The organism is Adlercreutzia caecimuris B7, from assembly GCF_000403355.2.
In the GTDB taxonomy this organism is placed as follows: domain Bacteria; phylum Actinomycetota; class Coriobacteriia; order Coriobacteriales; family Eggerthellaceae; genus Adlercreutzia; species Adlercreutzia caecimuris.
In genome coordinates, this window is sequence record NZ_KE159646.1 from 1,951,704 (window position 1) to 1,977,453 (window position 25,750).

At 62.6% G+C, this 25,750-nt stretch carries 27 protein-coding genes; 13 read left to right on the top strand and 14 right to left on the bottom strand.

The features are described 5' to 3' along the window. The first annotated feature begins 37 nt into the window (after positions 1 to 37). The 6 genes from C811_RS11940 (at position 38) to C811_RS11960 (ending at position 3,126) form a co-directional block, all read left to right on the top strand. The gene (locus C811_RS11940) at positions 38 to 238 is read left to right on the top strand and encodes a helix-turn-helix domain-containing protein (protein ID WP_016309887.1); all 201 of its coding nucleotides are present in this window, start codon (positions 38 to 40) and stop codon (positions 236 to 238) included. Then, complete coding sequence (locus C811_RS0103740) at positions 235 to 498, top strand: helix-turn-helix domain-containing protein (RefSeq protein WP_016309888.1); 264 nt, start codon at positions 235 to 237, stop codon at positions 496 to 498. Before C811_RS11940 ends, C811_RS0103740 begins: the two co-directional genes overlap by 4 nt. A gap of 217 nt (positions 499 to 715) precedes the next feature. Beyond that, the gene (locus C811_RS11945; RefSeq protein WP_016309889.1) at positions 716 to 1,042 is read left to right on the top strand and encodes a hypothetical protein; all 327 of its coding nucleotides are present in this window, start codon (positions 716 to 718) and stop codon (positions 1,040 to 1,042) included. A gap of 71 nt (positions 1,043 to 1,113) precedes the next feature. After that, positions 1,114 to 1,464 (top strand): hypothetical protein, encoded by a 351-nt coding sequence (locus tag C811_RS11950; RefSeq protein WP_016309890.1) that lies wholly within the window; start codon positions 1,114 to 1,116, stop codon positions 1,462 to 1,464. A gap of 260 nt (positions 1,465 to 1,724) precedes the next feature. Further along, positions 1,725 to 2,345: a hypothetical protein gene (locus tag C811_RS11955; RefSeq protein ID WP_016309891.1), complete on the top strand. Its 621-nt coding sequence runs from the start codon at positions 1,725 to 1,727 to the stop codon at positions 2,343 to 2,345. A 223-nt stretch (positions 2,346 to 2,568) separates the two neighbouring features. Further along, on the top strand, positions 2,569 to 3,126 hold the full coding sequence (locus C811_RS11960) for a hypothetical protein (RefSeq protein WP_016309892.1): 558 nt from the start codon (positions 2,569 to 2,571) through the stop codon (positions 3,124 to 3,126). 62 nt (positions 3,127 to 3,188) lie between these two features. Here the strand turns inward: C811_RS11960 and C811_RS11965 are convergent, their stop codons facing one another. From C811_RS11965 to C811_RS11975, 3 genes are all read right to left on the bottom strand, one after another. Continuing rightward, positions 3,189 to 3,368: a hypothetical protein gene (locus C811_RS11965; protein ID WP_016309893.1), complete on the bottom strand. Its 180-nt coding sequence runs from the start codon at positions 3,366 to 3,368 to the stop codon at positions 3,189 to 3,191. A gap of 72 nt (positions 3,369 to 3,440) precedes the next feature. Continuing rightward, positions 3,441 to 3,683, bottom strand: a complete 243-nt coding sequence (locus C811_RS11970) for a hypothetical protein (protein WP_016309894.1) — start codon at positions 3,681 to 3,683, stop codon at positions 3,441 to 3,443. Positions 3,684 to 3,685: 2 nt separating this feature from the next. Then, a complete protein-coding gene (locus tag C811_RS11975) occupies positions 3,686 to 3,907 on the bottom strand; it encodes a hypothetical protein (RefSeq protein WP_016309895.1) in 222 nt (73 codons plus the stop codon). A 275-nt stretch (positions 3,908 to 4,182) separates the two neighbouring features. Here C811_RS11975 and C811_RS11980 point away from each other — a divergent pair, with 275 nt between their 5' ends. Beyond that, complete coding sequence (locus C811_RS11980) at positions 4,183 to 6,798, top strand: excinuclease ABC subunit UvrA (RefSeq protein ID WP_016309896.1); 2,616 nt, start codon at positions 4,183 to 4,185, stop codon at positions 6,796 to 6,798. A gap of 222 nt (positions 6,799 to 7,020) precedes the next feature. Here C811_RS11980 and C811_RS0103745 read toward each other — a convergent pair whose 3' ends face one another. The 8 genes from C811_RS0103745 to C811_RS12015 all read right to left on the bottom strand — a co-directional run bounded on the left by C811_RS0103745 (position 7,021) and on the right by C811_RS12015 (position 15,996). After that, the gene (locus C811_RS0103745; RefSeq protein ID WP_016309897.1) at positions 7,021 to 7,449 is read right to left on the bottom strand and encodes a DUF4405 domain-containing protein; all 429 of its coding nucleotides are present in this window, start codon (positions 7,447 to 7,449) and stop codon (positions 7,021 to 7,023) included. Continuing rightward, positions 7,436 to 7,855 carry a hypothetical protein gene (locus tag C811_RS11985; RefSeq protein WP_156997096.1) on the bottom strand — a complete coding sequence of 140 codons (420 nt, stop codon included), beginning with the start codon at positions 7,853 to 7,855 and terminating at the stop codon, positions 7,436 to 7,438. The genes C811_RS0103745 and C811_RS11985 overlap by 14 nt, the downstream gene beginning before the upstream one ends. 107 nt (positions 7,856 to 7,962) lie before the next feature. Beyond that, positions 7,963 to 9,165, bottom strand: a complete 1,203-nt coding sequence (gene nrfD, locus C811_RS11990) for an NrfD/PsrC family molybdoenzyme membrane anchor subunit (protein WP_016309899.1) — start codon at positions 9,163 to 9,165, stop codon at positions 7,963 to 7,965. Between the two features lie 14 nt (positions 9,166 to 9,179). Further along, positions 9,180 to 9,800, bottom strand: coding sequence for a 4Fe-4S dicluster domain-containing protein (locus C811_RS11995; RefSeq protein WP_016309900.1), 621 nt, complete (start codon positions 9,798 to 9,800; stop codon positions 9,180 to 9,182). A 16-nt stretch (positions 9,801 to 9,816) separates the two neighbouring features. Then, a complete protein-coding gene (locus tag C811_RS12000; RefSeq protein WP_016309901.1) occupies positions 9,817 to 12,303 on the bottom strand; it encodes a molybdopterin-containing oxidoreductase family protein in 2,487 nt (828 codons plus the stop codon). Between the two features lie 161 nt (positions 12,304 to 12,464). Continuing rightward, positions 12,465 to 13,370: a LysR family transcriptional regulator gene (locus C811_RS12005; protein ID WP_016309902.1), complete on the bottom strand. Its 906-nt coding sequence runs from the start codon at positions 13,368 to 13,370 to the stop codon at positions 12,465 to 12,467. Positions 13,371 to 13,531: 161 nt separating this feature from the next. Beyond that, positions 13,532 to 14,086: a nuclear transport factor 2 family protein gene (locus C811_RS12010; RefSeq protein WP_198010031.1), complete on the bottom strand. Its 555-nt coding sequence runs from the start codon at positions 14,084 to 14,086 to the stop codon at positions 13,532 to 13,534. 329 nt (positions 14,087 to 14,415) lie between these two features. Further along, a complete protein-coding gene (locus tag C811_RS12015) occupies positions 14,416 to 15,996 on the bottom strand; it encodes an FAD-dependent oxidoreductase (protein ID WP_016309904.1) in 1,581 nt (526 codons plus the stop codon). A 204-nt stretch (positions 15,997 to 16,200) separates the two neighbouring features. Here C811_RS12015 and C811_RS12020 point away from each other — a divergent pair, with 204 nt between their 5' ends. Next, entirely contained in the window at positions 16,201 to 17,136 is a 936-nt protein-coding gene (locus tag C811_RS12020; protein ID WP_016309905.1) for a LysR family transcriptional regulator, read from the top strand. A 306-nt stretch (positions 17,137 to 17,442) separates the two neighbouring features. After that, complete coding sequence (locus tag C811_RS12025; RefSeq protein WP_016309906.1) at positions 17,443 to 19,032, top strand: FAD-binding protein; 1,590 nt, start codon at positions 17,443 to 17,445, stop codon at positions 19,030 to 19,032. 63 nt (positions 19,033 to 19,095) lie between these two features. On the opposite strand, the gene C811_RS0103750 is transcribed toward C811_RS12025, so the two are convergent. Then, positions 19,096 to 19,791 carry a LysR substrate-binding domain-containing protein gene (locus C811_RS0103750; protein WP_156997097.1) on the bottom strand — a complete coding sequence of 232 codons (696 nt, stop codon included), beginning with the start codon at positions 19,789 to 19,791 and terminating at the stop codon, positions 19,096 to 19,098. 45 nt (positions 19,792 to 19,836) lie between these two features. Further along, positions 19,837 to 20,001, bottom strand: coding sequence for a helix-turn-helix domain-containing protein (locus tag C811_RS16290; protein ID WP_016309908.1), 165 nt, complete (start codon positions 19,999 to 20,001; stop codon positions 19,837 to 19,839). A gap of 313 nt (positions 20,002 to 20,314) precedes the next feature. Here C811_RS16290 and C811_RS0103755 point away from each other — a divergent pair, with 313 nt between their 5' ends. Beyond that, a complete protein-coding gene (locus C811_RS0103755) occupies positions 20,315 to 21,724 on the top strand; it encodes an MATE family efflux transporter (RefSeq protein ID WP_016309909.1) in 1,410 nt (469 codons plus the stop codon). Between the two features lie 145 nt (positions 21,725 to 21,869). Beyond that, positions 21,870 to 23,072 carry a hypothetical protein gene (locus C811_RS12030; protein ID WP_016309910.1) on the top strand — a complete coding sequence of 401 codons (1,203 nt, stop codon included), beginning with the start codon at positions 21,870 to 21,872 and terminating at the stop codon, positions 23,070 to 23,072. A 10-nt stretch (positions 23,073 to 23,082) separates the two neighbouring features. Here C811_RS12030 and C811_RS12035 read toward each other — a convergent pair whose 3' ends face one another. Then, positions 23,083 to 23,652: an NAD(P)H-dependent oxidoreductase gene (locus C811_RS12035; protein WP_016309911.1), complete on the bottom strand. Its 570-nt coding sequence runs from the start codon at positions 23,650 to 23,652 to the stop codon at positions 23,083 to 23,085. Between the two features lie 121 nt (positions 23,653 to 23,773). On the opposite strand from C811_RS12035, the gene C811_RS12040 reads away from it, so the two are divergent. Both C811_RS12040 and C811_RS12045 read left to right on the top strand, forming a co-directional pair. Next, on the top strand, positions 23,774 to 24,946 hold the full coding sequence (locus C811_RS12040) for an iron-containing alcohol dehydrogenase (protein ID WP_016309912.1): 1,173 nt from the start codon (positions 23,774 to 23,776) through the stop codon (positions 24,944 to 24,946). Between the two features lie 397 nt (positions 24,947 to 25,343). Then, positions 25,344 to 25,709 (top strand): DUF488 domain-containing protein, encoded by a 366-nt coding sequence (locus C811_RS12045; RefSeq protein ID WP_016309913.1) that lies wholly within the window; start codon positions 25,344 to 25,346, stop codon positions 25,707 to 25,709. Positions 25,710 to 25,750 lie beyond the last annotated feature (41 nt).

Here is a 25,750-nt window from a genome sequence, read left to right on the forward strand (position 1 = left end):
CATATGAGGTCAACCCCTAATGATTGGAGGAAGCAAAATGCAACGATTGACCATGCTACGAAAGGAAAAGGGGCTTTCCCAGCGGGCGCTCAGCCGAGAAAGCGGCGTTGACGCCAGCACGATATCGCGTGCAGAAAAGCAGGCGCTTATGTACCGCTCCCAGGCCCAGAACATCGCCGACGCCCTGGGCTGGGAAGGCGACCCTATGGAGCTGTTCGAAGAGGTGGAAGCCGCATGAGCGCCCCGGTAGTGCAGCTGCCGCCGGGCTGCAAGATCGTGGAGGCGCCCAGCGCCCCGCAAACGGCGGCGATGTTCGAGGGCTACCCCGACCTTCTGACGCCTGACGATATGGCCGAGATCATCCGCCAGAGCGCGAAGACGGTGCGCAAGCTGATGAGGTCGGGCGAGATTCCCAACGCCTTCAAGATCGGGGCGTTCTGGTACGTGGCGAAGGCCGACTTCGCCGAGTTCGTGGAGAGGGGCAAGCGTGAAAGGTAGAGAAGGGGCCGACCGCGACACTTTGGCGAGCACAGCGGCCAGCCCCGCCCAGATCGGGCATTGCCATAGTAGCACAGCCGGAGGCCAGCCGAACGCCAACCGAAGCGCAACCGAAGCCCAACCAGGGACACCGACAGCATTTGCAGCAGCATATGCGCCAGCAGATGCACGGGCACATGCACGGCGCACCCGCGCCGAGATCGAGCGCGACTTGGCCATGGCAACGGCGATGCAGGGCGAGTACCGCGCGGCACGCGGGGCCGAGCTTGCGGCCAAGTGCGCCGACTGGATGGACGCCAACCCCGACGCCCTATGCTACATCGAGCGCCGCGCCCTTGAGGAGGCGGGGGCCGAGCGCCGCTTCTCGGTGCGCCTCCTTCTGGAGGAGGCCCGGAGCAAGGACTTCACCGACCGCCGGGGGCGGGGCACCCGAATCAACAACGTGATAGCCCCGGCGCTCGCCCGCCGCATCGCTGACGACCACCCCGAGGTGCGCCCATACATGAGGCTGCGCCGCTCGATGGTGGACGAGATCGAGGGCTAGTCGTGCTTCGAACCGATGAGCCATTCGGACTGGTGAGGGCGTCAACCGAGCGAATAGCGATGGAGGCCGCCATGGCCGGGAGGAAGAACGCGACCTGGCCCCAGCTGTGGCCGGAAGTCGTGGGCAAGATCAAGGACGGCGACTCCCTGCGGGGAACTGAGACTCGATGGCTGCACGACTACCTAGTGGCGAAGGGCCGCTTCGATCTGATAGACGATGACGAGCAGACTGTGCAGACGGTGCAGCTTCCGAGGGACTGGGCGGCATCAGTGCTCGCCGCCGGAGACCGGGGGGCCGAGAGGGCCATTCGCGGGCTCCAGGAAGTCGGCCTAATCGAGAAGGTGCACGACGGAATCAAGGGCCACGCCGCGCTCTTCGCCGTGATGCCGCTACCGCCCGAGAGGCCCGACGAACCGCCCTAGCGAAATTGTCATCCCCCGCGCTTCGTATGGGAAACGCGGGGGCAAATACCCCCGCACTTTTGGCAAATACCCCCGCACTTTGCCCGAAATGCCCCCGCACTTTTTCCAATTTCCCTGGGGTTTCTGTCCGAAACCAGAATAAACCAGAGGCAGGAACCAGAAGGGGCCGCAGTGAAGGGGGAGGTGTTGGAGGACACTGAAGAGTCAACCTTGCTAGTGAGTAGGCGGCGAGGAAGCCGCCACGAGAGAAAGGAGCCCGAATGGGCACTTACCAGAACAGCCTGGAAGCCGTCGAGAACGAGATGAAGGGCACTGTCGATGCCCTCTACAGCGCGTACCTGGGGAAGCTGGAGGACAACCGCCAGTTCCTCCCCGACCTCAAGGCAAAGCGCGACCACGAGGCCACATCTGAGTACATCGCCGCATCGACGGCGGCGAAGGAGCGGTGCCTGGCGAAGGAGGCGCCGCTGTTCGCCGACCTCCGGCGCGACGTGGAGAAGGCGCTGGCAGCCGCCCCCTCCCAGGGCCAGCTCGCCTACCTCCAGACGCTCTCCCTGCGCTCGACCCTCACCGAGTCGGACATAGTGACCGCCGCCGTCGCCGTCGCCGGGAACGCGGCAGCGGAGGCGAACGTGGCGGAGCTGGCCAAGCGCGAGGGCATCATCTCCGCGAAGGTCACGGCTCCCCCGGCCCTCCCCGACCTGCTGGCCAGCATCGACAAGTGGGAGGAGACGCGCCAGCAGCGCGTCATAAACTACCGCACCGTTCAGCAGGACGGCCAAGTGAGCGGCGAACCCGAGTTCGGCTTCATCCCCGGCGGCGGCTGGTCTAAGACCATGGAGGAGGCCGAGGGCGCCATAGAGCGGTACGGCGCAAAGTAAGCCGAGGGAACCACCCAAGGTTTGCCCAAGGCTCGCCCTCTTTGCCTTGCCCAGGTTTTGCCCAGGCCCGCCCCTCCGGGCAGACAAGGTTTTGGCAAGGTTCGCCCCCGCACTTCGCTAAGGTTTCGCCAAGGTGGCCCCTCCCCGGACACCAAAGGAGCCGCCCCCTTCGGGCGGCTCCCGCTGCGCAGCCGGAATGCTATCACAGATGGAGGTACGCGCCATGTTCAGAGATTGGACGCTCGATGAAACGCTGTTCGTGAGGGACTACGCCGGGACGGTGCCGCTCTCCGACCTCGCCCGCCACCTTCGCCGCGACGCGCGGGACGTGGCCGGGGAGTGCGCCCGCCTGGGGGTGCCGTTCGTGTACGTGGGGACGCCGCTCTTCTGGTGCGACGAGTGCGCGAGCTGGGCGCGGAGGGTGGACAAGTCGGGCCGCTGCGACAAGTGCCGCTCGCGCCACTACCTCCAGCGCATCGAGGCGAAGACCGCCGCGCTCATGGAGCGCCTTCCCCTGGAGCAGCGCGAGACTTACGCGAGGTTCGAGTCCAAGCGGGGCGGCAGGGTGCGGGACGCCCCGCCGCTCGCCCCGGACACGTCGGGAATGCCCCCGAGGGAGGCCGTCGCAGCCGCTACGGCCTATTTGGCCGACCTGAGCGACTGGGAGGCGGGAAAGGAATACCGGGCCCGCAAATCGGCCCAGAAGCGCAAGGAGCGCGCGGCACGCAAGGTGCGGGAGATGGAGCAACTATGTCAAGCCAATAAAAAAGGCGTCGCGTGACGTAGGAAGGCCCGCCAGATCGGCGGGCCTTCGCTATGGGGAGGTTTTGGGGAGGCGGCGCCCTACAGTTCGGCCAGGAGATCGTCCGCCACCCGGATGGCCTTCCGGGCCTCTACCAGAAGCCGCGAGCACATCCGCGTCACCTCGCCGAGCACTTCCCCGTCATCGTCCGGGCCGTCGTATGCCGCGCTGTCCAGCGCCAGGGCGCACACGAGGGCGAGCCCGTCGGCCTGGTCCAGCATGGAGGCTGCGGAGAGTGCCCCCCCCCGTGCTCCAGTTCGTCGGTGAAATCCTCGCGGGTGTAGAGCCCCTCCTTAGTCGCCAGCATGGCTATTCGCCCCCTTCTCAAACTCTGCCTGGAGCCTCGCATTCAGCCCCCTAAGGTTCTCGATGCAGCCCCACAGCACCTCATCGGCCATCATGCCGCTAACGTGGCTCTGCACGTCCTGGAGCGCCCGAACCTCCGCGAGGTCGGCCAGCGCCACGACGGTTGAGGCCACGACGCACCGGGCGGCAATGGCCATGTTCTCCAAATCGTTCTCGCGCATCGTCGCCATGGCTACTCTCCTTTCCCGAGCATCGCGGCCCGCAGGTTGTCCCGTACTCCTTCGAGCACATACGCGCACCCGAACAGCTCATCACTAGTACCCCTGCCGCCCTGGGCGCCATTGCCGGAAGTTTCGCAGCAGTCGGCAATACCCCTGAGCACTGCCTCCACCACAGCCATAGAGCTTGCGGCCTTTTCCATCTGGAAAGTAAGCTCGTCTTCCCTGTCCATCATCTGGTATCATCCCTTCAGCTTTCAAGTTCTGGAGCCTCCGGGCGTGTGCCAATCGTGTGCCAACGCGCGCGAACACGAAAGAACGCGAATGACCCTAAACGACCACGATAGGGCGCTGTGCGAGCGCAGATGGATACGAGAAACCCTATCTGATCTGGTCTTTTGCCTCTCGTAATGCGTAGGTCAGCGGTTCGAATCCGCTCGTTGGCTCCAGAAACAACAGCGCCCCGCCTCGGTGGGGCGCTTTGCATATCTCGCTAGAGAATCGAGCCCCCATGACCTCCTTCGCCAATGCCCCCGCCACCTTCACCGAGCCCGACTGCATCGAGATACGCGGGGCGCGGGTGCACAACTTGCGGAACCTCACGCTGGCCGTGCCGCTGCGCCAACTGGTGGGCATCGCCGGGGTGTCGGGCTCGGGGAAAAGCTCACTCGCGCTGGGCGTGCTGTACGCCGAGGGCAGCCGCCGCTACTTGGAGGCCCTTTCCACCTACACCCGCCGGCGCATCTCGCAGACCGGCCGCGCCGCCGTGGACGAGGTGCTGCACGTGCCCGCCGCCCTCGCCCTGCGCCAGCGCCCGGGCGTGCCGGGCGTGCACTCCACCTTCGGCACCTCCACCGAGCTGTTGAACTACCTGCGCCTCATGTTCTCGCGCCTGGGCAGCCACCGCTGCCCCAACGGGCATGCGAACGCGCCCTCGCTGGCCGTGGCCGCCGAGCAGCCCATCACCTGCTCCACCTGTGGCGTGAAGTTCTACGGGCCCGGCGCCGAGGATCTGGCCTTCAACTCCGGCGGCGCGTGCCCCGAATGCGGCGGCACAGGCGTGGTGCGCGATATCGATGAGAGCACCCTGGTGCCCGACCCCACCCTTTCCCTGGACGAGGGCGCAGTGGCCCCATGGCGCCAGCTCATGTGGTCGCTCATGAGCCAGGTGGCCGGCGAGATGGGCGTGCGCACCGACGTGCCCTTCCAAGACCTCACCCCCGCCGAGCAGGACATCGTTCTGCACGGCCCCATGGAGAAGAGGCACATCCTGTACGTGCCCAAGGGCAAGGACCACGCCACCGAACTCGATTTCACCTACTACAGCGCCGTGAACACTGTGAAGAACGCCCTGGCGAAAGTGAAGGACGAGAAGGGCATGGCCCGCGTGGCGAAGTTCCTCTGCGAGTCGGTCTGCCCCGCCTGCCACGGCACGCGTCTGTCGGAGAAGGCCCGCAGCAGCGAGATCGACGGACTGAACCTGGCCCAGGTGACGGCATTCACCCTGGATGATCTGCGCGACTGGCTGCCCACGGTGGCGCCCTGGCTGCCAGCTGACATGCGCCCCATGGCCGATGCCATCATCGGCGAGATGCGCGAGCCCATCGAGCGCCTGGGGCAGCTGGGTTTGGGGTATCTCACCCTCGACCGCGCCAGCGAGACCCTTTCCAACGGCGAGCGCCAGCGCGTGGCCCTAACCCGTGCCGTGCGCAGCCGCACCACTGGCGTGCTCTACGTGCTGGACGAGCCCTCCATCGGGCTGCATCCGGCCAACGTGGAGGGGCTGCTCGGCGTGATGGACGACCTTTTGTCCGACGGAAACTCGGTGGTGATGGTGGACCACGACGTGGCCGTGCTGCGCCACGCGAATCACCTCATCGAGATCGGACCCGGCTCGGGCGCCGAGGGCGGCCACGTAATCGCCCAGGGCTCGGTGGCGGCCGTGGAGGCGAACCCGGAAAGCCGCATCGGGCCGTTTCTGGCCGGCACGGCGAAGGTGCGCGTGCGCACGCCCGTCGCACCTGAGCACCTCTTCGCCGAGGGCGCGATCCGCCTGCAGACGGGGGCCATCCACACAGTGCAGCCGCTTGAAGCGCGCATTCCCCAGGGGCGTCTCACCTGTATCACCGGCGTATCCGGCTCGGGCAAGACCACCCTCGTGCTGGAAAGCCTCGTGGACGGCCTGAAGGCGCAGCTGGCGGGGCGGGCGCTACCCGGACACGTGGTGGAGGTCGATGCGCTGGGCATCGCGCGCGTCGATCTGGTGGACGCCACGCCTATCGGCGTGAACGTGCGCTCCACCGTGGCCACCTACTCCGGCGTGCTGGACGAGCTGCGCCGCGCCTTCGCGAAGCTACCCGAGGCGAAGGCGGCGGGGCTTAAGGCCGGCGATTTCTCCTACAACACCGGGTCGCTGCGCTGCCCCACCTGCGATGGCACCGGCCAGGTGTCGCTTGACGTGCAGTTCCTGCCCGATGTAGACATCCCCTGCCCCGATTGCCGCGGAAGCCGCTACGGGCACGAGGCCGAGGCCATTCAGATGGAAGTGGACGACTACCCCGGAGCGCCCAACCCGGCAGAAGGCGCGGAAGCCGCAGCAGCCGCGCTCCACGAAGGCGATCATGCCGCCGACTTCCACGGCGTGCGCACCCTCTCGCTGCCGGAAATGCTCTCGCTTACGGTGGACCAGGCGCTTGCGGCCCTCGCACCCCTGAAGAAGGTGCACGGTAAGCTGGAGATCCTGCACAACCTGGGGCTCGGCTACCTCACCTTGGGCGAGGCCACCCCGGCCCTTTCCGGCGGCGAGGCCCAGCGCCTGAAGCTCGCCAGCGAGATGCGCCGCAACCAGGACGACACCCTCTTCGTCTTCGACGAGCCCACCATCGGGCTGCATCCGCTCGATGTGGAGACCCTCATCGGCGTGCTGCAGAACCTCATCGAGCACGGCGCCACCGTGGTGGTCATCGAGCACGACCTGGATATGATCGCCAACGCCGACTACCTCATCGACATGGGCCCGGGCGGCGGCGAGCAGGGCGGCCGCATCGTCGCGGAGGGCACGCCCGCCCAGGTGGCTGCCAACTCCGACAGTCTCACCGGCCGCTACCTGGCAAGGGAGTTGGAATAATAGAATGCCGGCTAAACACCACTGGCACCTTCCAAACTATCGCACAAGGACATTCGGCGCACGGCCTTCATAGGCTTTTGTGCAGGATTTTGCGATTGGCAGCATCCCATGGCTCTAATTTGTGCAGGATTTTGCGATTGGAAGACTCATTCGAGTCCGATTTGGCTTCAGGAGGTCTACCAATCGCAAAATTCTGCACACAAACTCAAGCTCCGCGCACATTCAACCACTAACCCTTTTTTCCACCTGCGCTTCCCGATGACGAAACACCGCCAGAGCCCCTGGTGCGCGCAGAACAACATGCACGAGCAGGGCGGCCAACAGCACCTTGGCGGATAAGGCATGCAATGGGCCCCAGAAATAGTAGCCCGTCGCATAGAAGCCCAAAGAAGGCAGCAGCGTCCCCGACACCATAGCTCCCGATACGACGCAGAACGCGAGCGCGACCAGCAACGCCCCGTTGAGCACGCGCTGCGCCCAACGACCGCGGCCGCCCAGGCCTTCACCGCTCGCCACAGCATGGGCAACCATGAGCACGAAGATGCCCGCCCCAAGATATTCGTGAAAGGGCACTCCCGTCAACGCCGGGTTCGCCGCCACCAAATAGAGAGCCAGCAACACAATATCGAAAATGACCCTAGGCGCCCGCATGCCGCTCCCCTTTCGACAAACGACGCGATACCACCCAAAGGCCCAGCACCAGCACTACGGGCATGAGTATCCACAGATTCAAAGACATGTCGGAGGCCTGGTGGTAGCGCCCCGCGAGCGTCTCCCACCCATGACACTCAACCGATGTGCAGCCAGCCTCGGGGCAGCGCATCTCGCTGCGCCCGTCGGGCTCGGGAACGGCGTCGTATCCGTGGCATGCGCCGTTCGTGCAACCCGCTACCGGACAAGCAGCGTCAGCCGTCAGGGGATGCAGCCCCGAATCCGGCGCAAGCGCAAACCCCACCCCCAGCGCACCGACCAGAACGGCACCTACGACCGCAGCGGCCAGCAGCCTCTTTCTCGCCGACCTTTGCCCCCGCGACCGCTTAGCTTCTTTCGAACTCAAATTCACCGCGTACCCTTTCCTCTTCTTTTCCTTCCCAACAAAAGAGCCGCAAGCTGCGGGGCCTGCGGCTCTTCGAAGAGAGAGCTATCTTGTACCGGAGCAGCCGATTAGGCGACCTTCTCCTTAAGGTGCAGGGGGAGGTACTTCAGACCCAGTAGCAGCAGGAAGCCGCCGAGGGCCACGACACCGGCCGCCACGCCGAACTCCAGGGGCGTCGGCCAGTACACGAGGCCCTGGTAGCCGAGAAGCGACATGCCGGAGTCCCAGTTCGTGATAGTCATCTGGTTGGCCACGTCGGCGAACTCGATGTTGGGAATCTGGAAGCCACCCACCAGAATCTCGCAGCGCTTGCAGAACACGCCGGCGATCACGAGCGCCGAGGCTACAACCACGCCGCCCTTGGTACGCAGACGAGGCACGAACAGGATGACGCAGGCCAGCACCATGCAGGCGATCTGCGTCCAGAAGAACGGCGCCAGAGGCTCGGTCACGAGCATGGCCACCACATCGGCGCCCTCACCGCCGGGAAAGCCGCTCGTCAGCAGATCGCAGGCGAAGAAGTACAGATCAACGCAAGTGAACACCGCGAGCATCTTCGCAAGGTTCACCATGGAGGAGCGCTCGATGGAAAGCCGCCCGGCCTTCTGCAGGGCGATGACGACGACGAGCACGAGCGCCGTACCGCAATCCAGCGCAGAGGCCACGAACCACGGGCCCATAAGGGCGGTGTGCCAGAACTCGTGGGCCGCCGACAGCGAGAAAATCCAAGCCGTCACTGTGTGCACGCCCACCGCCACCACCAGAGCAATGATGGAGATGACGCGGATGGCGGTGTGCGACATCTTCCCCTCATCCTCGCGCCGGTAGGCCCACAGGTACACGATGGAGAGAATGAGGTAGGTGGAAAGCACGATGATATCCCACATGAGCGGCGATGAAAGGTTGGAATAAACGAACAGCTCCCACAGGCGCAAGGGACCGCCCAAGTCAACCACCACAAAGCCGATGGCCACGCAGGTGCAGCAGATGCTCGTCCAAATGGCCACCCGCGAGATGTCCCCGAAGCCCTTCATGCCGAAGGCGTTGGGGATGGAGCTGATGATAAGGCCGCCAGCGGACAAGCCCACGAAGAACATGAACAGGGTGATGTAAAAGCCCCAGGAATCAAGGTTGCGCATGCCGGTCTGAATCATGCCGCCGGAAAGCTGCACCATCCACAGGGCAACGCCGATAACCGCCACGACCGCGCAAGCGATGATCCCCACGGTCAGTCCGCGATGGGACGCGGCGCTTCCTTTCGCATCGTTCATAGCGTACTCCCTTCCTAGACGAGATAGTAGACAGAGGGCTTGGTGCCGAACTCGGTGTGCAGCTGCGTGTACTCGCGGCTGGCCAGAAGCCTGGACACCTCGGAGTTCGGATCGTCCAGGTCGCCGAAGTGGCGGGCACGACCGATGCAGTCGGCCACACAAGCCGGCTGCTCGCCGCGAGCCACGCGCTGGGTGCAGAAGATGCACTTCTCCACGGTGTGCTTCTCGTGTTTGGCGGCATCGGCGTCGCCCAGGGCGAAGTCGGCGTAGTAGGCCGGTTCCTCCCAGTTGAACGAGCGGACGCCGGTGTAGGGGCAGGCGGCCACGCACATGCGGCAGCCGATGCACTTGTCGTAATCCTGGCGCACAATGCCCGTCTGCTCGTCCTTCCAGGTGGCGCCCACCGGGCACACCTTGGTGCAGGCCGGATTCTCGCAGTGCTGGCAGGCCACGGGCCAATGCTGCATCTCGGGGTTGTCCCAGGTGCCCCCGGCCGTATCCGGGGCATTGCCGCCCTCGGTGAGAACGCGATTCCAGATAATGTTGTTGGGAATGTTGTTGGCCACTTTGCACACGACCGAGCAGGTCTTGCAGCCAGAGCAACGCTTTAGGTCGATGACCATTCCGTATCTCATGGGGTTCCTCCTCCTCTTATTCCTGAGACTCCGCCACCACGCCGTCCCACGGCTCAATTTCCACGAGGCAATCGTGGTAGGAGTAGGTGGGGCAGGTCCAGTCCACAATCTGCTTGCTCGTCAGGTCGTTATTGCAGCCGCTTATGTACTGGGAGCGCTGCCAGCCGCGGTCGATATCCAGACAGCCCGGGCGAATACCGGCGCTGAAGGTGGCCTTGGCCACCGCATGGCCACGGTCGTTGAACAGGCGCACGTAGCTGCCGTCCTCGATGCCGCGCGCCTCGGCATCGACGGAATTGATGCGCACGCAGGGCTCGTTGATCTCCATCTCGCGCAGCAACGGGTTCTGACCGTAGTAAGAATGCACGCGGAAGCGGCGGGTGCCGGCGGTCACGATGAGCGGATACTTCTCCGCCAGAGGATTGGTGTCGAAGCCGCCGGCCGTGACGGGCCACGCCTCCATGGGCGGTTCCCAATGGGGCAGCGCGATGCTCGCGGGATCCATGGGCTGGCCATAGTTCTCGATGGGGCCCGGGTTCTCCTGATAGAACTGCAGCTTGCCCGTCATAGTCATGTAGGCCGGCATAGGAACGGCGCCCACGTACATCACGCCGGCTTCCTTCAGCTTGTCGGCATCGATGCCCATAGCAGCTCCCATGGCCGTGTTCACCACGTGCTTCATGCCCTCGTCGAACTCTTCCTGGAACCACTCGTCCAAGCCGAGCCCGCGCCCGATGAGGTTCGCCATGTCGTAGTCGGACTTGGCCTCGAACTTCGGCTCGATGGCCTTATCGGCCCACACGAGACAACCATTCATGCCGATGGGACCGCCTACCTCTTGAATGGTGGCCGCGGGCAGCACGATGTCGGAAATGTCGGCCGTATCACACCACTCGATGTTGGCAGTCACAAGGAAATCGAACTTCTTGTACGCCTCGATGGTCCTGTTACGGTCGGGAGCTGAGTTCACGATGTTCGCACCGAAAGAGATGAGCATCTTGAGCGGTTGTTCTACCGTGACATCGGGAAGCTCCATCACTTGCTCGCCCATGTGCGCGGTCACGCCCGGAAATGTGTATTCTCCCGTGTCGAGCAGGTCGTTGAACATAAAGGTACCCAGCGACTGGACGATGGCGGGATGCTCGGTTTCCGTCTCATCGAAGCCGCTGGAATTAAGCGGGTAACTCATACGGGGCTCAGGCACCATACCGCGCATAATACGCAAAACGCTCACTGCCGCAATGGTATTGAAACCGTGCCCGTAATGGTCGATGCCATAGCCTTGGAAGATGTCGGCCATGCCAGGACGGCAAAGTAGGTCGGCGAAGGTGCGAATGGTTTCCTCGGGAACGGTGGTCACCTCGGACACCATCTCGATGGGATACTCGCTGATGCGGTCGATGAGCAGACTGTAGGCCGTATTGCAGCGCTGGCCGGCGACCTCGATGCCCTTCTTGCGCAGCACGGGGTTCTGCGCCGTGGAGGCGTAGCCCATGGCATTCGTGGCCTCGTCCCACACGGCAAAGTCGTCGGCATCGGCCGCCACGCCCTCTTCCAAGTCGCTCTTGCGCAGGAAGCGGCCGTCGGACTCCTTCACGAGGAACGGGGCGCAGGACTTCTGCTGCATGAAGGCATCATCCGTCTTGCCCTCTTCCTCGATGATCTTCGCCAAACCGAGAGCGAGCGCGGCATCGGTGCCGGGCTGCAGCGACACGAACAAGTCGGCCTTCTGTCCGATGGTGTTCTTGTTGGGGTCGACGACGATGAGCTTGCAATCGTTATTCTCAATCGCGTCGGCGATGTAGTGCCAGGCGTTAGGCCAGGACACGATGGGGTTATGGCCCCACACGACAAAGGTGCTCATTTGGGAGACGAGATCCATGTCGGCGCCGCCCTGATAGTAGAAGCCGCCCGCCGTGTACATGGTACCCTGCGTGAGCGCGAAGTCGGTGGTGCGGTTCTGGTGCGAGAACTGGGCCACGTTCTCCAAACGGTTGAGATTGTACATGTTGCGAGGCTCGGTAGTGCCGTAGGTGAAGGAGCACACGCTGCCCGAGCCGAATTCTGCCTGGTACTCCTTGATCTTCGTACAGATGGTGTCGATGGCCTCGTCCCAGCTGATGCGCTCCCACTGACCGGCGCCACGCTCGGTGCCCTCGGCGCGCTTCATGGGGTACTGGATGCGCTTCTCCTGCACGATGAGCGTGGGGATGGAGGCGCCGCGGGCGCACATGCGCTTCTGGTCGATGGGCGCGCCCTCGATCTCCTTGGCGCGCGTGAGCACCACGTTGCCGTCGCGCACCACGGCCTCCAGCGGACAACCCATGCAGGCGTTGCAGTAGGTCGTGCAGATCTTCTCGTCGCTTTGGGCCGAAGCCGTCTTGGGCGTAAGGGCCGCGAACCCCGCAGCCGAAACGCCGCCCGCAACGAGCGCGGCCGCGGCCGTGGTCTTGAGGAACCCTCTTCGCGTTAGAGCTCCCGTCGTGTTCTGAACAGGCTCCAAGATATCCCCTTTCCTCGTCTCGTGTACCCGTCGCGTTATTGACGGGCATCTTCTGGCCTCATTCTGAAATCGCGCGAGGCTTGAGGGGAGAATCTTTAAGTTGTTCGCCGGGAGCTTTTGGTTTACGAAGGAGCTCGCTTAGATATGGAGACGAACCGCCGTCAGTCCTTCCAGAGGACGAAATCTTCTTTGCCGCTGAAAAACCGCAGCAGATAGGGGTCGCCGAGCCCCTTCTTCGCAATGGTGCAGTAGAACCATTTCATGGGAGCCTCTTCAAGAGGAATGCACACCACGTCCGGAGCAACACGGGGAAACTTCAGATCGCGGTAGGCGTAGGTGAGCGTCACCCCGGTTTGCACCATTTCGAGCCGATTGTGCAAACCCGAACGCGTGCACACAATGTTAAGCTTGACACCGCGCTCTTCGGTCGCCTCCACCAGGCGATCATGCACATCGAATCCAGCTCCTTGAGAGGTGAAGGGGCGTCCTTCCAAATCCTCGAGACGTATGAAGCTTTTCTCAGCAAGGGGATCATCAGTACGGACGGCGATGTGGATGCGTCCCCCAATGGCCGTGTCGTAATCAAAGAGGGACTCGTTCACCACTGTGGCGATAAGACTCGCATAATCAAGATCGCCCTCAAGGATTTGTTGGCGCAGCTCCACGCAGTTTGCTTCGGTGAAGCGCATTCCCTTGGTCACGAGCTCGCTTGTCGAGGAAAAGTCGATGACCTGTCTCATCTCGCCCGAGGTCATAACGTCGCTTGCCTCCACCGATTGACCGAAACGCACGATCCCTTGGCTCTTTAGCTTGCCGAGGTTCAGCTCGACCTCCATTTGTGCGAACGCACTCAACACCGGACGCGAGGCGCTGAACAGAAGGTCGGCCGCGGCCGTGGGAAAAAGCACGTTGCCCCGATTCTCGAACAGCGGCTCCCCCATTTCCTGAGCCAGCCGCGCCACCGACTTGCGCAACGCTTGCCGTGAAATGAACAGAGAATCGGCCGCCTGCGTGAAGCTGCGCATCTCATAGACCCGAGAAAAGTACTTGATCTGCTGAATATCCATAGCCCCTCCTCGTGCCGTGCGGCTCCGATCGGCCATCGCAGCCCGACGAGCCTTCCTCCGCAGCAATCCAATACGATGGAAGGCCCGCATGAGGACGGGCCTTCCATCGATGCCAGCTCGCTAAAGCTTAACATCCCAAACAGTATGCGCGCTACGACTTTTTAAGCACCGTAGGCGAGAGCGCCGTAGGACGGATCGGTCTCGTCGAAGGCGCAGCCGTAGGGAATTTGCAGCTTCTCCGACGTCAGGTGCCAACCGAAATCGTTAGTGACGATACGCTCGACGATGACCCATTCCCCATCGCGATACTCCCATTTGTCGCAGTAGCGGGCCACCGTCTGGAGCACGTGCCAAGTGCCGTCCTCGTTGGGACTCATCACCGGTGCGTTCGCGTAGGTCTCGGAACCGGCCTTCGTGCCATTCACGGTAATAGCGATGTTGTACATCTGGTGCGCGTAGTAACCGCCATTAGCCGTAATGCCCTTATCGATCGTGTTCGCGCAATATTCGGCCCACTCCTGGCCCGAGCCCTTGAACACTTCGCCGAATTCCGGGCTCGTGCCGAAATCAACGTAGCTGTCCTCGGCATAGACAGGCTTGCCGATGGCGGCATCCTGCCGATCGTCGCCACGAGCGTACATGCACAACTTGTAGCGAATCTCTTCCTTGGCCTCGGCAACCCAGAGCCGATCCTCGAGCTCCTGCATCTTTTTCATCAGTTCATCCATGGAAGTTTGCTCCCCCGTATCGGCCATTGGCGTCGAACAGCCCGCAAGGCCCAAGGCGCTCGCGCCGCACAAAGCACCAGCGGCAACTGCGGCTCCCTTCAGCACCACGGTGCGTCGATCCATTTCGCGGTTATCCTGCCGTTCATTCGTCGAATTCTCCATCATGACACTCCCCTGTCTTTCGCTTGCGTTCCGACAATCCGCCCACTCCTGCCTTAGCCATACCGGCGAGGGCGCCCGACAGCCGGGCCGCCCTCGCCTCATTGGGTCGCGCCGCCGAGCGGGAGGGGAGGACTCGGCAGGCGACATCGAAATAGTTACGCAAGTGGCTCCAGCGTCACCACGTGCTGACCGGCGATGCGTCCCGAGGTGTAGGTCCAGCCGAGCGCCTGGCCGCAGCCGGCGTTCACCTTGCCCTTGAAGCCGCCAACCATGTTGCCCACCGCGTACAAGCGCGGGATAACCTCACCGAACACGTTGAGCACCTGGGTGTTGGTGTTCACGTCAACGCCACCGGCCGTATCGGGCGAGACGGCGATAACGCGACCAGCGAAGAACGGGGGCTGCGTCAGGGGCATTGCGTTCTGGCGACCCAGGGCATCGGCTCCGGAGGCCGCACCCTCGTTGAAGTCGTCAATAGTCTTCTTAAGAGCGTCCGTGTCCAAATCAAGGGCTGCCGCCAACTCTTCCACGGTGTCGGCCTTGACGACATAGCCGCCGGAAAGCTCTTCCTCGAACCCGTCACTACAGTACATGATCGGCCCTCCGAAATCAGCGGTCGCATCCGCGAGACCCTGATCCCAGATGTTCCACACATAACCGTTCGGCTGCTTCCAAACATCGCCCACCACGTTCTCGGTGGGACGACCGCTCTCCAGAACGTGGCGCTGGCCGTCAGTAGAAACAAATATACCCGGCATGGAAATGTAGCCTGCGGAATTATCCTCAACCTTGCGCTCCAGACCAGGGGCCACATTGTAGGCGCACCAAGGATTCACCAGCTTGGCACCGAGCGCACAGGCCATCATAATGCCGTCGCCCTGCTGCCACGGCGAGCCATAGGAGCCCATGACGGGGCGGTCGTTAAACATGCCCGGCATGGCCGGCGACATGAAGCTACGCACCATGTCGGCGTTGCGGGAGAAACCGCCCGTGTTCAGGATGACGCCCAGACGCGCCTTGATGCGCTGCTCCTTGCCGCCATCTGCGACGATAACGCCCTCCACCTCGCCGTCAGCGTTGGTCAGCAAACGCGTGACCTGGGTATCGAACATGAATTCCGCACCTTGCTCCTCAGCCTTTTTGCGCAGCGGCTCGGTGAAACCAGCGCCGCTGCCATCGGCGTTCTGGTGCATGCGGGCCACGGCGGGCGTCACATCGGTGTAGTAGTCCACCATGGTACCCTGGGTCGACAGGCGCTCAGTGGAAAGAGCCGCGCCCTGCTCGGCTAGCCAATCGATGGTCTCGCCGGACTTCTCGGCGTACAGACGGCGCAGCTCGGGATTCTCGAAGCCCTCGGCCACAGCCGTCAGGTACTTGTCGAACTCCTCGACCGAATCATCGATGCCGGCCTCTTTCTGCAGCTTCGTGCAAGCACCCTGAATCATACCGGCGCACAGGGCTGAATTGGACATGGTGGCGCTGCTCATCACTTCGCACACGACAACTTCCTTGCCCGCCGCAGAGACCTCAACAGCCGCAGCCAGGCCACCGCCGCCGGCGCCGGCGATCACAACGTCCACTTCTTTGTCCCACGCCGAATCGCTCGTGGAGCTCAGTTCCTGAGAAGCGGACGTTTGGGGCGCGCAACCAACCATGCCGGCAAAAGCGGCGGCTCCACCCATGAGAGCCGCGCCCTTCAAAAAGCTGCGACGATTGAGCCCTTCGTTCAGATTCATGATTGTCCCCTTTCCTTACATTAGTTGCCCTTCGGCACGACTCCATAGTGCGCTGGCGCCAGGCCGATAGCTAAATGCAAATGCGCGATCCGCTATCACGTTTCATGATGGCTTTTCGTGAAATCCGATATCGCCGTCTCGGACGTCGTGCTCTTGCTTTGCGCAACATGCGATAATGCAAAAAAGCAAGGGAGGAGGTTCGCTATGAGAACCGAGTACTTGCGAGAGTTCGTCGTTTTCTCTCGCTACTTAAGCTTCACCGATGCCGCCAAAGAGCTGTTCATCGCCCAATCAACGCTAAGCACCCATATTGCTGCGCTCGAGAGCGACGTGGGCTTTTCGCTCATCGACCGGAAAGCGGGCAACCGACTCACCGATAAAGGGGCCGTTTTTCTCGACGGAGCCCGAACACTGCTGGATGAACTCGACGAGACACTGGCACGGTGCCGAGAGATGGGCGATCCTGACGCCACTCTTCGCATCGCTGTTCAATATCCAACTCCTCTTTTTGCGACCAAACTTAAAGAGCGGCTGCCCATGCCCTTTGCTTTCGTCGATCACGATTACCGAGATCCCATCTTCCAGCCCATCGCCAATGGCGCGGCCGACATCGTGCTCGATTACGACTACACGCCTTTTGCCTCACTCGTAAAGGAGGCGAGCGCTCTCGATCTGGTAACAAAAACGTGTTTGGCCTTCCGCATGAGTATCAGCATGATGGCGTCGAATCCCCTGGCAAGCAAGTCCGCGCTTTCGCGCAATGACCTTCGCGGCGCATCCATCATCATCAACGATGCCCACAATTACGACCGCATCCGCTATCTTTACGAGCGCATGTTAGGCGACAATCTGAATCTGCGCTTCAGCCTTCAGCCCATCAACGGCATGAGCGGCCTGGCCTTCGCCACCTACGGCGATAGCCTCCACATCTGCGGGCTATCGGAAAATCGCCACTGGTTCGCCGACCGCGCCGACGTGGCGCTCTTCGAAGAACTGGACGGAAAGCCTTTCGGCATGCCCACCTCGCTCACGTATTCAGCTGACGCCAGCGATTGGGTGCGTGAAGGTGCAGCCATCATTCTCGAGTGCATGGAGGCTTGCAGAAAGGAAAACGGACTCGCAGCTACAGGAATCGCTTAGACGATGCGCCATCGTTTTCTGAAAATGTCGTAATAAACTCCCCATTTATTACGACATTTCACTCCTCAAAAGGGCATTACCATCATTTCATTGCGACATCGCAAAGCTGCTCGTGCGCATCGTTTTGCTCCCCAATGATGCGTATTGTCGTAGTCACGCTGATCGCTCGCTGACAGCCTCAGCTCCCTTGAGGTATTCCATTTCCGACTACCGGGTTGCAGCATTTGAATTTTTAGTATTCTCGGCCAACTTCCTAAACTGCTCGCCACGGCAAAAGCCGCAGTTCTACGTTTAGGAGGAGGACCAATGGAACAGAATTCTCTGCAGCAGGTTTCGCGCAGGAACTTCATGAAGGGCGCCCTGGTCGCCGGTGCGGCCACGGCCGCCATGGGGCTGGCCGCCTGCAGCCCCAGCAGCCCTAGCGACGCCGGCAACCTGGCAGACACAGGCTCTGCCTCGTCGGTCGATTGGGATCAGGAAGCCGACATCGTCATCGTAGGCGGCGGCACCGGCGGCTCGTGCGCAGCCCTGGCCGCTGCGGAAGCCGGCGCCTCGGTTATCGTCATTGAAGCCAACAATTCCATCGGCGGCAGCGGCGCGCTCTGCGGTGGCGCCATCGTAGGCGCCGGCACAAAGATGCAGGCCGAAGCTGGCATCGAGGGCGACAACGGCGACGCGCTTCTCCGCGACACCCAAGCTTCCCTGGAGGCTATGTTCGGCCCCGACCACGTAGAGCATGTCGGCGATGACTGGTGCATCACCGAGCTTCATTGCGCCGAGGCGGGTAATACGGTCGACTGGCTGGTGGAGCACGGCGTAGACATCGTCGGCCCCTCCCAGCAGCCGGGTCAGCCTGTCGCTCGACTGCACATGCTTTACCCCGATGCATCGGCATGGCCCTCCGTAATTCAACCTCAGCTGGAAGAGGCCGGAGTCGATCTCAAGTTCAACACGAAGGGCGCCGAGCTTATTGTCGAAAGCGGCCGTGTCGTTGACGTGAAAACCGAAGGTGCCAGTGGATCATACTACAAGGCCAATAAGGGCGTCGTCATGGCGACAGGATCCATCGAGGCCTCGAAAGAGTGGCGCAAAAAGATCTACACCCTCGCCCAGTCCAATGTCGAAGCCTCCAATAAGCTCAACGACGGCACCGGTATCCGCATGATGTGCAAAGTGGGCGCCGACACCACTGAGTATACGGCCATGGCAGCCGCGCCGGCTCTGTTCTGCACGGCCGGCAACGCTTCGCATTGGTACGAGCTGCTCATGAACCAGATGGGTGCCATTCTCGTCGATTCTCAGGGCAAGCGCTTTGCCAGTGAGAACACGCCCTCCGGCGAGATGCTTCTTACCGTTGACGCGCTGACCGACCGCCAGGCTTTCCTCGTGTACGACGCGGCCATCGCCGAGACTCCTGAAATGAGCACGCAGCCGATGCTCACCATCCGCGGCTCCGGCTATGGCCCGTTCTCCGAGCTTGAAGGTCAGGAGGGCAAGGTCTTCTTCGGCGACACCATCGAAGAGGTGGCCGAAGCCGCCGGCGTGGATCCAGCGGGCCTCGCGGCGGAAATCGAGAAGTACAACGCGAATGCCGCCGCAGGAAGCGATCCAGACTTCGGGCGCACCAACTTTGGCATCGCAACGGCCGGCCTCACCAAGCCTCCCTACCGCATTATCGGCCCGGTATACGCAACGGTCATGTCGGGCGCCTTCGGTGTGGGCGTCACCGACAAGCTTGAGGTGCTGGACACCCTGGGCGAGGTCATTCCCGGCCTCTATGCCACGGGCGAAGGCGCTCATGGCCTTGCGAAGGACTTCCTCACGGGGGCAGGCGGCAAGTTCTCTTGGGCGCTGACCTCCGGTCGCCTCGTGGGGAGCTACCTCGCTTCGCTCTAAATCCCTAGCTTTCCCTCCCCTTCGAAAGAGCATCGCAGCGATCGCTTGCGATGCTCTTTCGCTCTAGGACGCCAGAGAGAAAAACTGACGAGCGCACGCAATGAGCCGCAAGGTATCGGGGTCCGACTCATCCTTGCGGTAGTACAGCGCCATAGGCGCTTCAAGCGGCACGCCATCCAAAGACGAATACCTAGCTAAATCATCCCTATGCTCACAAAGAGCTTCTAAGATTTCTCGACTGTAGAGAAGTAGCTTATCCCCCAGGTCCAGATAATCGATGTTTGCCAAACTCCCCGAGATCGGTACGATAGAGAATCGCAAACCAAGATCCTGACCAAAGAAAGTACTGGCAAACGCGCTAGTCTCATCGAAAAAGGCCCCGTCGAGTACGACAAAAGTTCGATCCTGCAAATCCTCGCGCGATAGCGCTTTGCGTCGCGCAAGCTCGTGATTGCGCGACATGAGAATGCCCATGGGAATCGAGGCAAGGTGCATCGTCTCGATTCCTTTCCCAGCAGCGCTCGCCTTCATATGAGGGCTAATTGAGAAATCGAGACCGCATCCAATATCCATCCGCCCTTTCTCCATACCCCCAATGACCGACTCGCCCGCCCGCATCTCAACAAACGTGATTGGAATATCACTGACCGAATCGAGGAATTTCGTCCAGCGAGCCATCCCTTCGTAAAGCCGCACGGGTCCTTTATTTGACGCAAAACTCTCCTTCAGGGAGGAGAGCTCGGCGTCGTAGAGGTGCACGACTTTCTGGGCGCTTTCGAGGAAGGCTTTTCCCTGGGCGGTAAATTACAGCTCGCGACCGCGGGTCACCACGGGAAAGCCCAACTCCTTTTCGAGTGCGGCAATGTGCTTGCTTAGGGTCGATTGCGTCAGGTTAAGTTCCAGTGCCGCATGGCTGAAATTCAAGTGCTTCGCAAAGACGATGTATTCTCGCATTAGATCCAGAGTCATCGGGACATCCTCGCATAGGGCAACATAGGTCAGGACGCACACAGTGTACCACCAGAAGACCGCTGACCGTACGACCTTGCATTTGCAACGATACGTATGATTTCGCTTTTTCGTCACAGGTGCTTGGAGCGCAAATAGTTTGCGTTCCACAATGCTTGCAACGATGCAACGAAAAGGTGGACGCCGATAGATAGATCTACAATGAGTTCCGGGGGCGATAGCGAGGGATGCATTATGCCATCTCGAGGGTATCGCGCACCGATGGCGTAATCGTCGGGCGCGACCGAGGTGGCCGCGTTATGATTCGCTCGTTATGGGATTTTCGCAGCGAGACATATCGAACGAGAAGGGTGCGCGCCGCCCCAAACGCGATAGCGGTATCGACATGCTCAACGGCCCCTTGCCGGGCAAGATTCTGCGGTTCGCCATTCCCCTGGCGCTGAGCAGCATCCTCCAGCAGTTGCTGAACTCGGCGGATGCCTCCATTGCCGGACAGTTCGTCAGCAGCTTCTCGCTCGCGGGCATCGGCGGCGTGAACCCGGTGACGGCTATGTTCGTGAACCTGTTTGTGGGACTTTCCATCGGCGCCAACGTGGTCGTGGCCATGCATGTGGGTGCCGGCGAGTTCCACAGCATCAAGAAGAGCGTCCACACGGCCATGGCGCTCTCCCTCATCGCCGGGGTGGCGCTGGGAGCGGCGGGGCTCGCCTTGGCCCCCTGGGTGCTGGACGCCATTGGCATGCCCGAAGACTCCCTCGCCGACGCGCTCACCTACGTGCGGCTTTACTTCTGCGCCATTCCATTTCTCACCATCTACAACTTCGGTTCGGCACTTCTGCGAGCCCACGGCGATGCGAAACGACCGCTGTACGCCCTCGCTGCCGCCGTTGTGGTGAACTTCGTGCTCGACCTCGCCTTCGTGCGCCTGTTCGGTTGGGGCACAGCGGGCATCGGCATCGCCACCGTCATCGCCGCCGCCCTGAGCGCCGTCATCGTGGTGGCGTTCCTTATGCGCGAGGAAGGCCCCTTCCGCCTGCACCTACGCGAGCTGCGCATCTCCGGCCCCGAGCTGGCCGGCATTCTGCGCATCGGCGTTCCCGCCGGCATCCAGGGTGCCGTGTTCTCGCTTTCCAACACCGTTGTGCAGGCGACTATCAACGGCTTCGGCTCGGCGGCCATCGCGGGGTCGGCGGCCACGCTGAACTTCGAGTACTACACCTACTTCTTTGTGAACGCCTTCGGCCAGACCGCCGTCACCTTTACCGGCCAGAACTTCGCCGCGAAGAACGCCGACCGCTGCCGGGCCATCTTCCGCTGGTGTGTGCTGTTCGGGTTCGCCTCGTCGCTCATTTTGGGCGTGACGTTCACGGCGTTGGGCACCCGGGCGCTAGGGCTGTTCACCACAGACGCGGCCGCCCTCGGCTTCGGTCTCGTGCGACTGTGGTTCGTGGAGCTGCCTGACTGCCTGACCACCTTCTACGAAGTGCCCGCCGGCGCCATGCGGGGCATGGGCTGGTCCACCCTGCCGGCGGTCATCACCATCCTCGGTTCCTGCGTGCTGCGCGTGGCGCTCGTGACCTGGGTGTTCCCGCTTTCGGGCACCTGGGACACCCTTATGGTGATTTATCCGGTCACCTGGTCGTTCATGATCGTGGCCATGCTCGTCTCCTATTTCATCGTGCGCCGCCGCTGCTACCGGTCTATTGAGCCTGCGGCTGCGTAGGACGGCGTGCCCCATCGAACCCGCAGCGGCGTAGGTCGGCATAGGTCGACGGTTTCCCGTATAATGGGCTCAACGCCGAACCCTCAGTCCCGACGTCCCGCGTCCCAAGTCGCGGCGCCCCATGCTCCGAAAGGCGGTGAACCTCGTGACCCTTGCCCATTACGTGCTCATGAACAAAAACACGCCCGTGCTGTCGTTCGACTACGACCTGGGTGACCACAAGGCCGTGCGCATCCGCGAGGTGTTCGCCCCCGAAGCGGCGCCATTCGGACTCGTCGACCGCCGAGGCGACCTCTCCGAAGCCGAGCTGAATTACTGGTGGCGCCACCGCGCCATTCCCTCCTCGCGCGCGCAGATCAAGCGCCTTCTGGAGAACCTGCAGCTGGAAAGCACGCTGGTGCTCGCCGAGAAGAGCTTCGGGCTGTCGCTTTCCGACCGCTACTGGCTGAACGACGAGGACGATCCCGCCTCGTGGGACGCCGTCGACTTCTTCGACAACGACTTCTCTGATGACCTGGGATTTCTCACCTTGGGCCAGGACTTAGCGGGGTCTTCCCCCGATGCGCCGGACTACCGCACGGTAAACCTGTCCTCCCCCAACAGCACCTTGGGAGGCGACCTTCTGAAGAAGTGGAAGATCGTAAACGGCGAGCGCGTGCTGCTGAAGTCAGGAGTGGGCTTCGTGAATCAGGAGCCCTACAACGAGGTGGCCGCTACGGCGTTGCACCGTCGGTTGATGGAGCCCGGCGAGTTCACTCCCTATACGCTGTTCGAGGACGGACGCCGGGTGTACTCTGCCTGCCCGAACCTGCTGGGGCCCGACGAGGAACTGGTGGCCGCCTGGGACGCCATCCGCAACGTGAAGCAGCCGAACAACTTGTCCGATCTGCGCTTCTACGTGAAGCGCCTGGAGGATCTGGGGCTTGACGCCGACGCCACCATGACCTCGCTGGCCAAGATGTTCGCCGGCGACTTCGTGCTGGCCAACCGCGACCGTCACTACCGCAACTTCGGCATCATCCGCAACGTGGAGACACTTGAGGTGACGGGCATCGCGCCAGTGTTCGATTCCGGCTCGTGCTTGTGGTCCGACACGGAATTCCTGGAAGTGCCCGGCGATTTCCTGTATATGGCCAAGCCCTTCAAAATGAACGGCATGAAGCCGGTCGACCAGCTGCGCCTGTTCGACGGCTATTTCGACTGGTTCGACCCGGTCATGCTGGACGGCTACCCCGAGGAAGTGGGCGCGATCCTCTCCCAGAATCCCAATATTCCCGAGCGACGCGTGGCCACTATCGTCGACGCCGTGCGTGAGAAGGTGGAACTACTCACCCGCATCGCGCGATAGCGCCTCTTCCCTACCGCGTCGCCTTCAGACGGCTGAGCACCTTGCGAGCCTCATTCAGGTTCGCCTCGATGTCGGCGCCTACCACGTCCAGGTTCTCGGCGGCTGCGAAGCGGGTCTCGGGGATGCCGAACATGCCGGCGATGCCGCAGAGATACTCGTAACCGTAGTTCATGGCGCTCACCTCGCCGCCGCCCGTGGTGATGTAGGTGAGGTGCTTCGCGCGGCACAGCCCCTCGCAGCGGCCCTCTTCGGTGTAGTGGAAGGTCATGCCCATAACGGCCACGTGCTCGATGTAGATCTTCAGCGCCGCGGGAAACGACAAGTCCCAATACGGCGCGCCAATGACGATCTCATCGGCCTCGGCGAACTGCCGACCCAAATCGAACATCGGGTCATCGAACTGGCCGTCCTTCTCCAACTGGGCGCGGTAGGCCGCCGACGGACCGTAGTAGGGCTCAAGCTTCAGCTCGGCGAGATTCACCTCCTCCACGTCGTCGACGCCCTCCAGGTACTCGCGGCACAACGTGAGCGTGCGCGACTGCTCGCCGCGCAGACAGGCATTCACAAACAAAACGGTCATGAGCGTCTCCTTTTCCATGGACGATTATCTTTCCCTACCAGTATACTGGGCCCTAGGCGTCTCGCGCGTGGGGCTGCACCCTAGCGGCCGGTGCGGGCGCTCTCTGATGGAAAGGATCCTCATGGAGAACTTCGAATTCGTTTCCCCCACTCATTTCGTGTTCGGCCGCGGCGCCGAGGAGCAGGTCGGTGCCAAGCTGGCCGAAGCCGGCGCCCGCCGCGTGCTCGTGCATTTCGGCGGCGAGAGCGCCCGGCGCTCGGGACTCATCGATCGCGTAGGCGCCTCGCTCGATGCCGCCGGTATCGAGCATATCGAGCTGGGCGGCGTGCGCCCGAACCCCGAGATCACGCTGGTGCGCGAGGGCGTGCGGCTGTGCAAGGAAGGCAACGTCGACTGGATTCTGGCCGTGGGCGGCGGCTCGGTCATCGACTCGGCCAAGGCCATCGCCAACGGCGCCTGCGTCGACTGCGACGTATGGGAGCTCTTCGAGACGAAGGCACTCGATCACGACGTGCTGCCCATCGCTGTGGTGCTCACCATTCCAGCTGCCGGTTCCGAGGCCTCGAAGAACACCGTGGTCTCCAACGACGAGCTGGGGCGCAAGACCGGCTACGCCAACAACGCTCAGCGCCCGAAGTTCGCCTTCATGAACCCGGAGCTCACCTTCACCCTGCCGCCCTTCCAGACGGCCGCGGGGCTGACCGACATGTACTGCCACCTGCTGGAGCGCTTCTTCGACGACGTGGGCGCAGTGCCCGTGACCGACAACCTGAACCTGTCGCTCATGAACACCATCCGCGCCGAGGCGCCGCGGGTGCTGGCCGATCCGGAGAACTACGACGCCCGCGCGAACATCATGTGGACGGGCATGCTCTGCCACCAGGGACTCGCCGGCGTGGGGCGTCACGAGGACTGGGCCACTCACGGACTTGAACACGAGCTGTCGGCGCTCGACCCCGCTATCACCCACGGCGCGGGCCTGGCCGTCATGTTCCCCGCGTGGATGGAATACGTGCACAGCGAGAACCCGGCCCGCTTCGCCTTCTACGGCCAGGCAGTGTTCGGGCTTGTGCCCACTGGCGACGTGAACGCCGACGCGCTCTCCGCCATCGACGAGACCCGCAGCTTCTTCGCGAGCCTGGGAATGCCCACCACCCTGGCCGAGCTGGGCGTGGAAGAAGCCGATATCGAGAAGATGCTGCCCACCCTGGCCCAGAACAAGGGCGTGCCCTTCGGCAGCTTCAAGAAGCTGGCCTTGGAAGACGCCGCGGAAATCTACAAACTGGCACTGTAGGAGGCGCCGCCGCAGAAAGCGCGAACAGGAGCGTGGATCACAGCCCACAGCTTGCGGCTCACAGCTCCCAGCTCGCGGCTCGCGGCCCATAGCTCTCGGCTCGCGCCCCTTTGGCCCCGAATCGGCGGTCGTGTCGTCACGACTCGCGATTCGGGGCCAAGTTTACGCTGCCAAGCCCCGCCCCGGCCCCGAATCACGAGTTGCGGCGCCACAAGTTCGCATCTGCGGACAGAGCAAGCTATCGGCGCGAAAGCCAAAGCGTTGTCGAACCTCAACTGAAGCTGAACCCGCCCCTGTTCCGTAACAGAGCAGGGGCGGTTTGCTTACGGAGCACGCCAGGCGAACGGCGGTCGCACACGGAGCGAGATAATGGCGGCAACCGTTAGGAGGTCCACTCATGGAAATCGTCATCAAGCGCGTATACGAGCCCTACGAGGAAAGCGACGGCTACCGGGTGCTCGTCGACCGGCTCTGGCCCCGCGGCCTGACCCGGGCCCGTGTACACTACAACGAGTGGGCGAAGTGTCTGGCCCCTTCCACCGAGCTGCGGAAGGCCTTCGGCCACGACCCGGCGAAGTGGGACATGTTCCAGGCAAAGTACGTGGAAGAGCTGGATGCCAACCCCGAGGCGCTCGCCTTCGCAAAGAAGCTTGCCGGCCCCGAGGTGGCGGCGTATCCGCGCGTCACCCTGCTGTACGCCGCCCGCAACGAACAGGAGAACGAGGCCGTCGTCCTGGCCCAGTGGCTTCCCAAGCACGCCTAGGGGCACCCCACAGCGACTAACGCAGCGCGTGCGAGAACGAC

Bases quoted from the DNA above. Each gene is read 5' to 3' on its own strand.
- C811_RS11940 (WP_016309887.1), top strand. From the start codon at position 38: ATGCAACGATTGACCATGCTACGAAAGGAAAAGGGGCTTTCCCAGCGG.
- C811_RS0103740 (WP_016309888.1), top strand. From the start codon at position 235: ATGAGCGCCCCGGTAGTGCAGCTGCCGCCGGGCTGCAAGATCGTGGAG.
- C811_RS11945 (WP_016309889.1), top strand. From the start codon at position 716: ATGGCAACGGCGATGCAGGGCGAGTACCGCGCGGCACGCGGGGCCGAG.
- C811_RS11950 (WP_016309890.1), top strand. From the start codon at position 1,114: ATGGCCGGGAGGAAGAACGCGACCTGGCCCCAGCTGTGGCCGGAAGTC.
- C811_RS11955 (WP_016309891.1), top strand. From the start codon at position 1,725: ATGGGCACTTACCAGAACAGCCTGGAAGCCGTCGAGAACGAGATGAAG.
- C811_RS11960 (WP_016309892.1), top strand. From the start codon at position 2,569: ATGTTCAGAGATTGGACGCTCGATGAAACGCTGTTCGTGAGGGACTAC.
- C811_RS11965 (WP_016309893.1), bottom strand. From the start codon at position 3,368: ATGCTGGACCAGGCCGACGGGCTCGCCCTCGTGTGCGCCCTGGCGCTG.
- C811_RS11970 (WP_016309894.1), bottom strand. From the start codon at position 3,683: ATGGCGACGATGCGCGAGAACGATTTGGAGAACATGGCCATTGCCGCC.
- C811_RS11975 (WP_016309895.1), bottom strand. From the start codon at position 3,907: ATGATGGACAGGGAAGACGAGCTTACTTTCCAGATGGAAAAGGCCGCA.
- C811_RS11980 (WP_016309896.1), top strand. From the start codon at position 4,183: ATGACCTCCTTCGCCAATGCCCCCGCCACCTTCACCGAGCCCGACTGC.
- C811_RS0103745 (WP_016309897.1), bottom strand. From the start codon at position 7,449: ATGCGGGCGCCTAGGGTCATTTTCGATATTGTGTTGCTGGCTCTCTAT.
- nrfD (WP_016309899.1), bottom strand. From the start codon at position 9,165: ATGAACGATGCGAAAGGAAGCGCCGCGTCCCATCGCGGACTGACCGTG.
- C811_RS11995 (WP_016309900.1), bottom strand. From the start codon at position 9,800: ATGAGATACGGAATGGTCATCGACCTAAAGCGTTGCTCTGGCTGCAAG.
- C811_RS12005 (WP_016309902.1), bottom strand. From the start codon at position 13,370: ATGGATATTCAGCAGATCAAGTACTTTTCTCGGGTCTATGAGATGCGC.
- C811_RS12010 (WP_198010031.1), bottom strand. From the start codon at position 14,086: ATGAAAAAGATGCAGGAGCTCGAGGATCGGCTCTGGGTTGCCGAGGCC.
- C811_RS12015 (WP_016309904.1), bottom strand. From the start codon at position 15,996: ATGAATCTGAACGAAGGGCTCAATCGTCGCAGCTTTTTGAAGGGCGCG.
- C811_RS12020 (WP_016309905.1), top strand. From the start codon at position 16,201: ATGAGAACCGAGTACTTGCGAGAGTTCGTCGTTTTCTCTCGCTACTTA.
- C811_RS12025 (WP_016309906.1), top strand. From the start codon at position 17,443: ATGGAACAGAATTCTCTGCAGCAGGTTTCGCGCAGGAACTTCATGAAG.
- C811_RS16290 (WP_016309908.1), bottom strand. From the start codon at position 20,001: ATGACTCTGGATCTAATGCGAGAATACATCGTCTTTGCGAAGCACTTG.
- C811_RS0103755 (WP_016309909.1), top strand. From the start codon at position 20,315: ATGGGATTTTCGCAGCGAGACATATCGAACGAGAAGGGTGCGCGCCGC.
- C811_RS12035 (WP_016309911.1), bottom strand. From the start codon at position 23,652: ATGACCGTTTTGTTTGTGAATGCCTGTCTGCGCGGCGAGCAGTCGCGC.
- C811_RS12040 (WP_016309912.1), top strand. From the start codon at position 23,774: ATGGAGAACTTCGAATTCGTTTCCCCCACTCATTTCGTGTTCGGCCGC.
- C811_RS12045 (WP_016309913.1), top strand. From the start codon at position 25,344: ATGGAAATCGTCATCAAGCGCGTATACGAGCCCTACGAGGAAAGCGAC.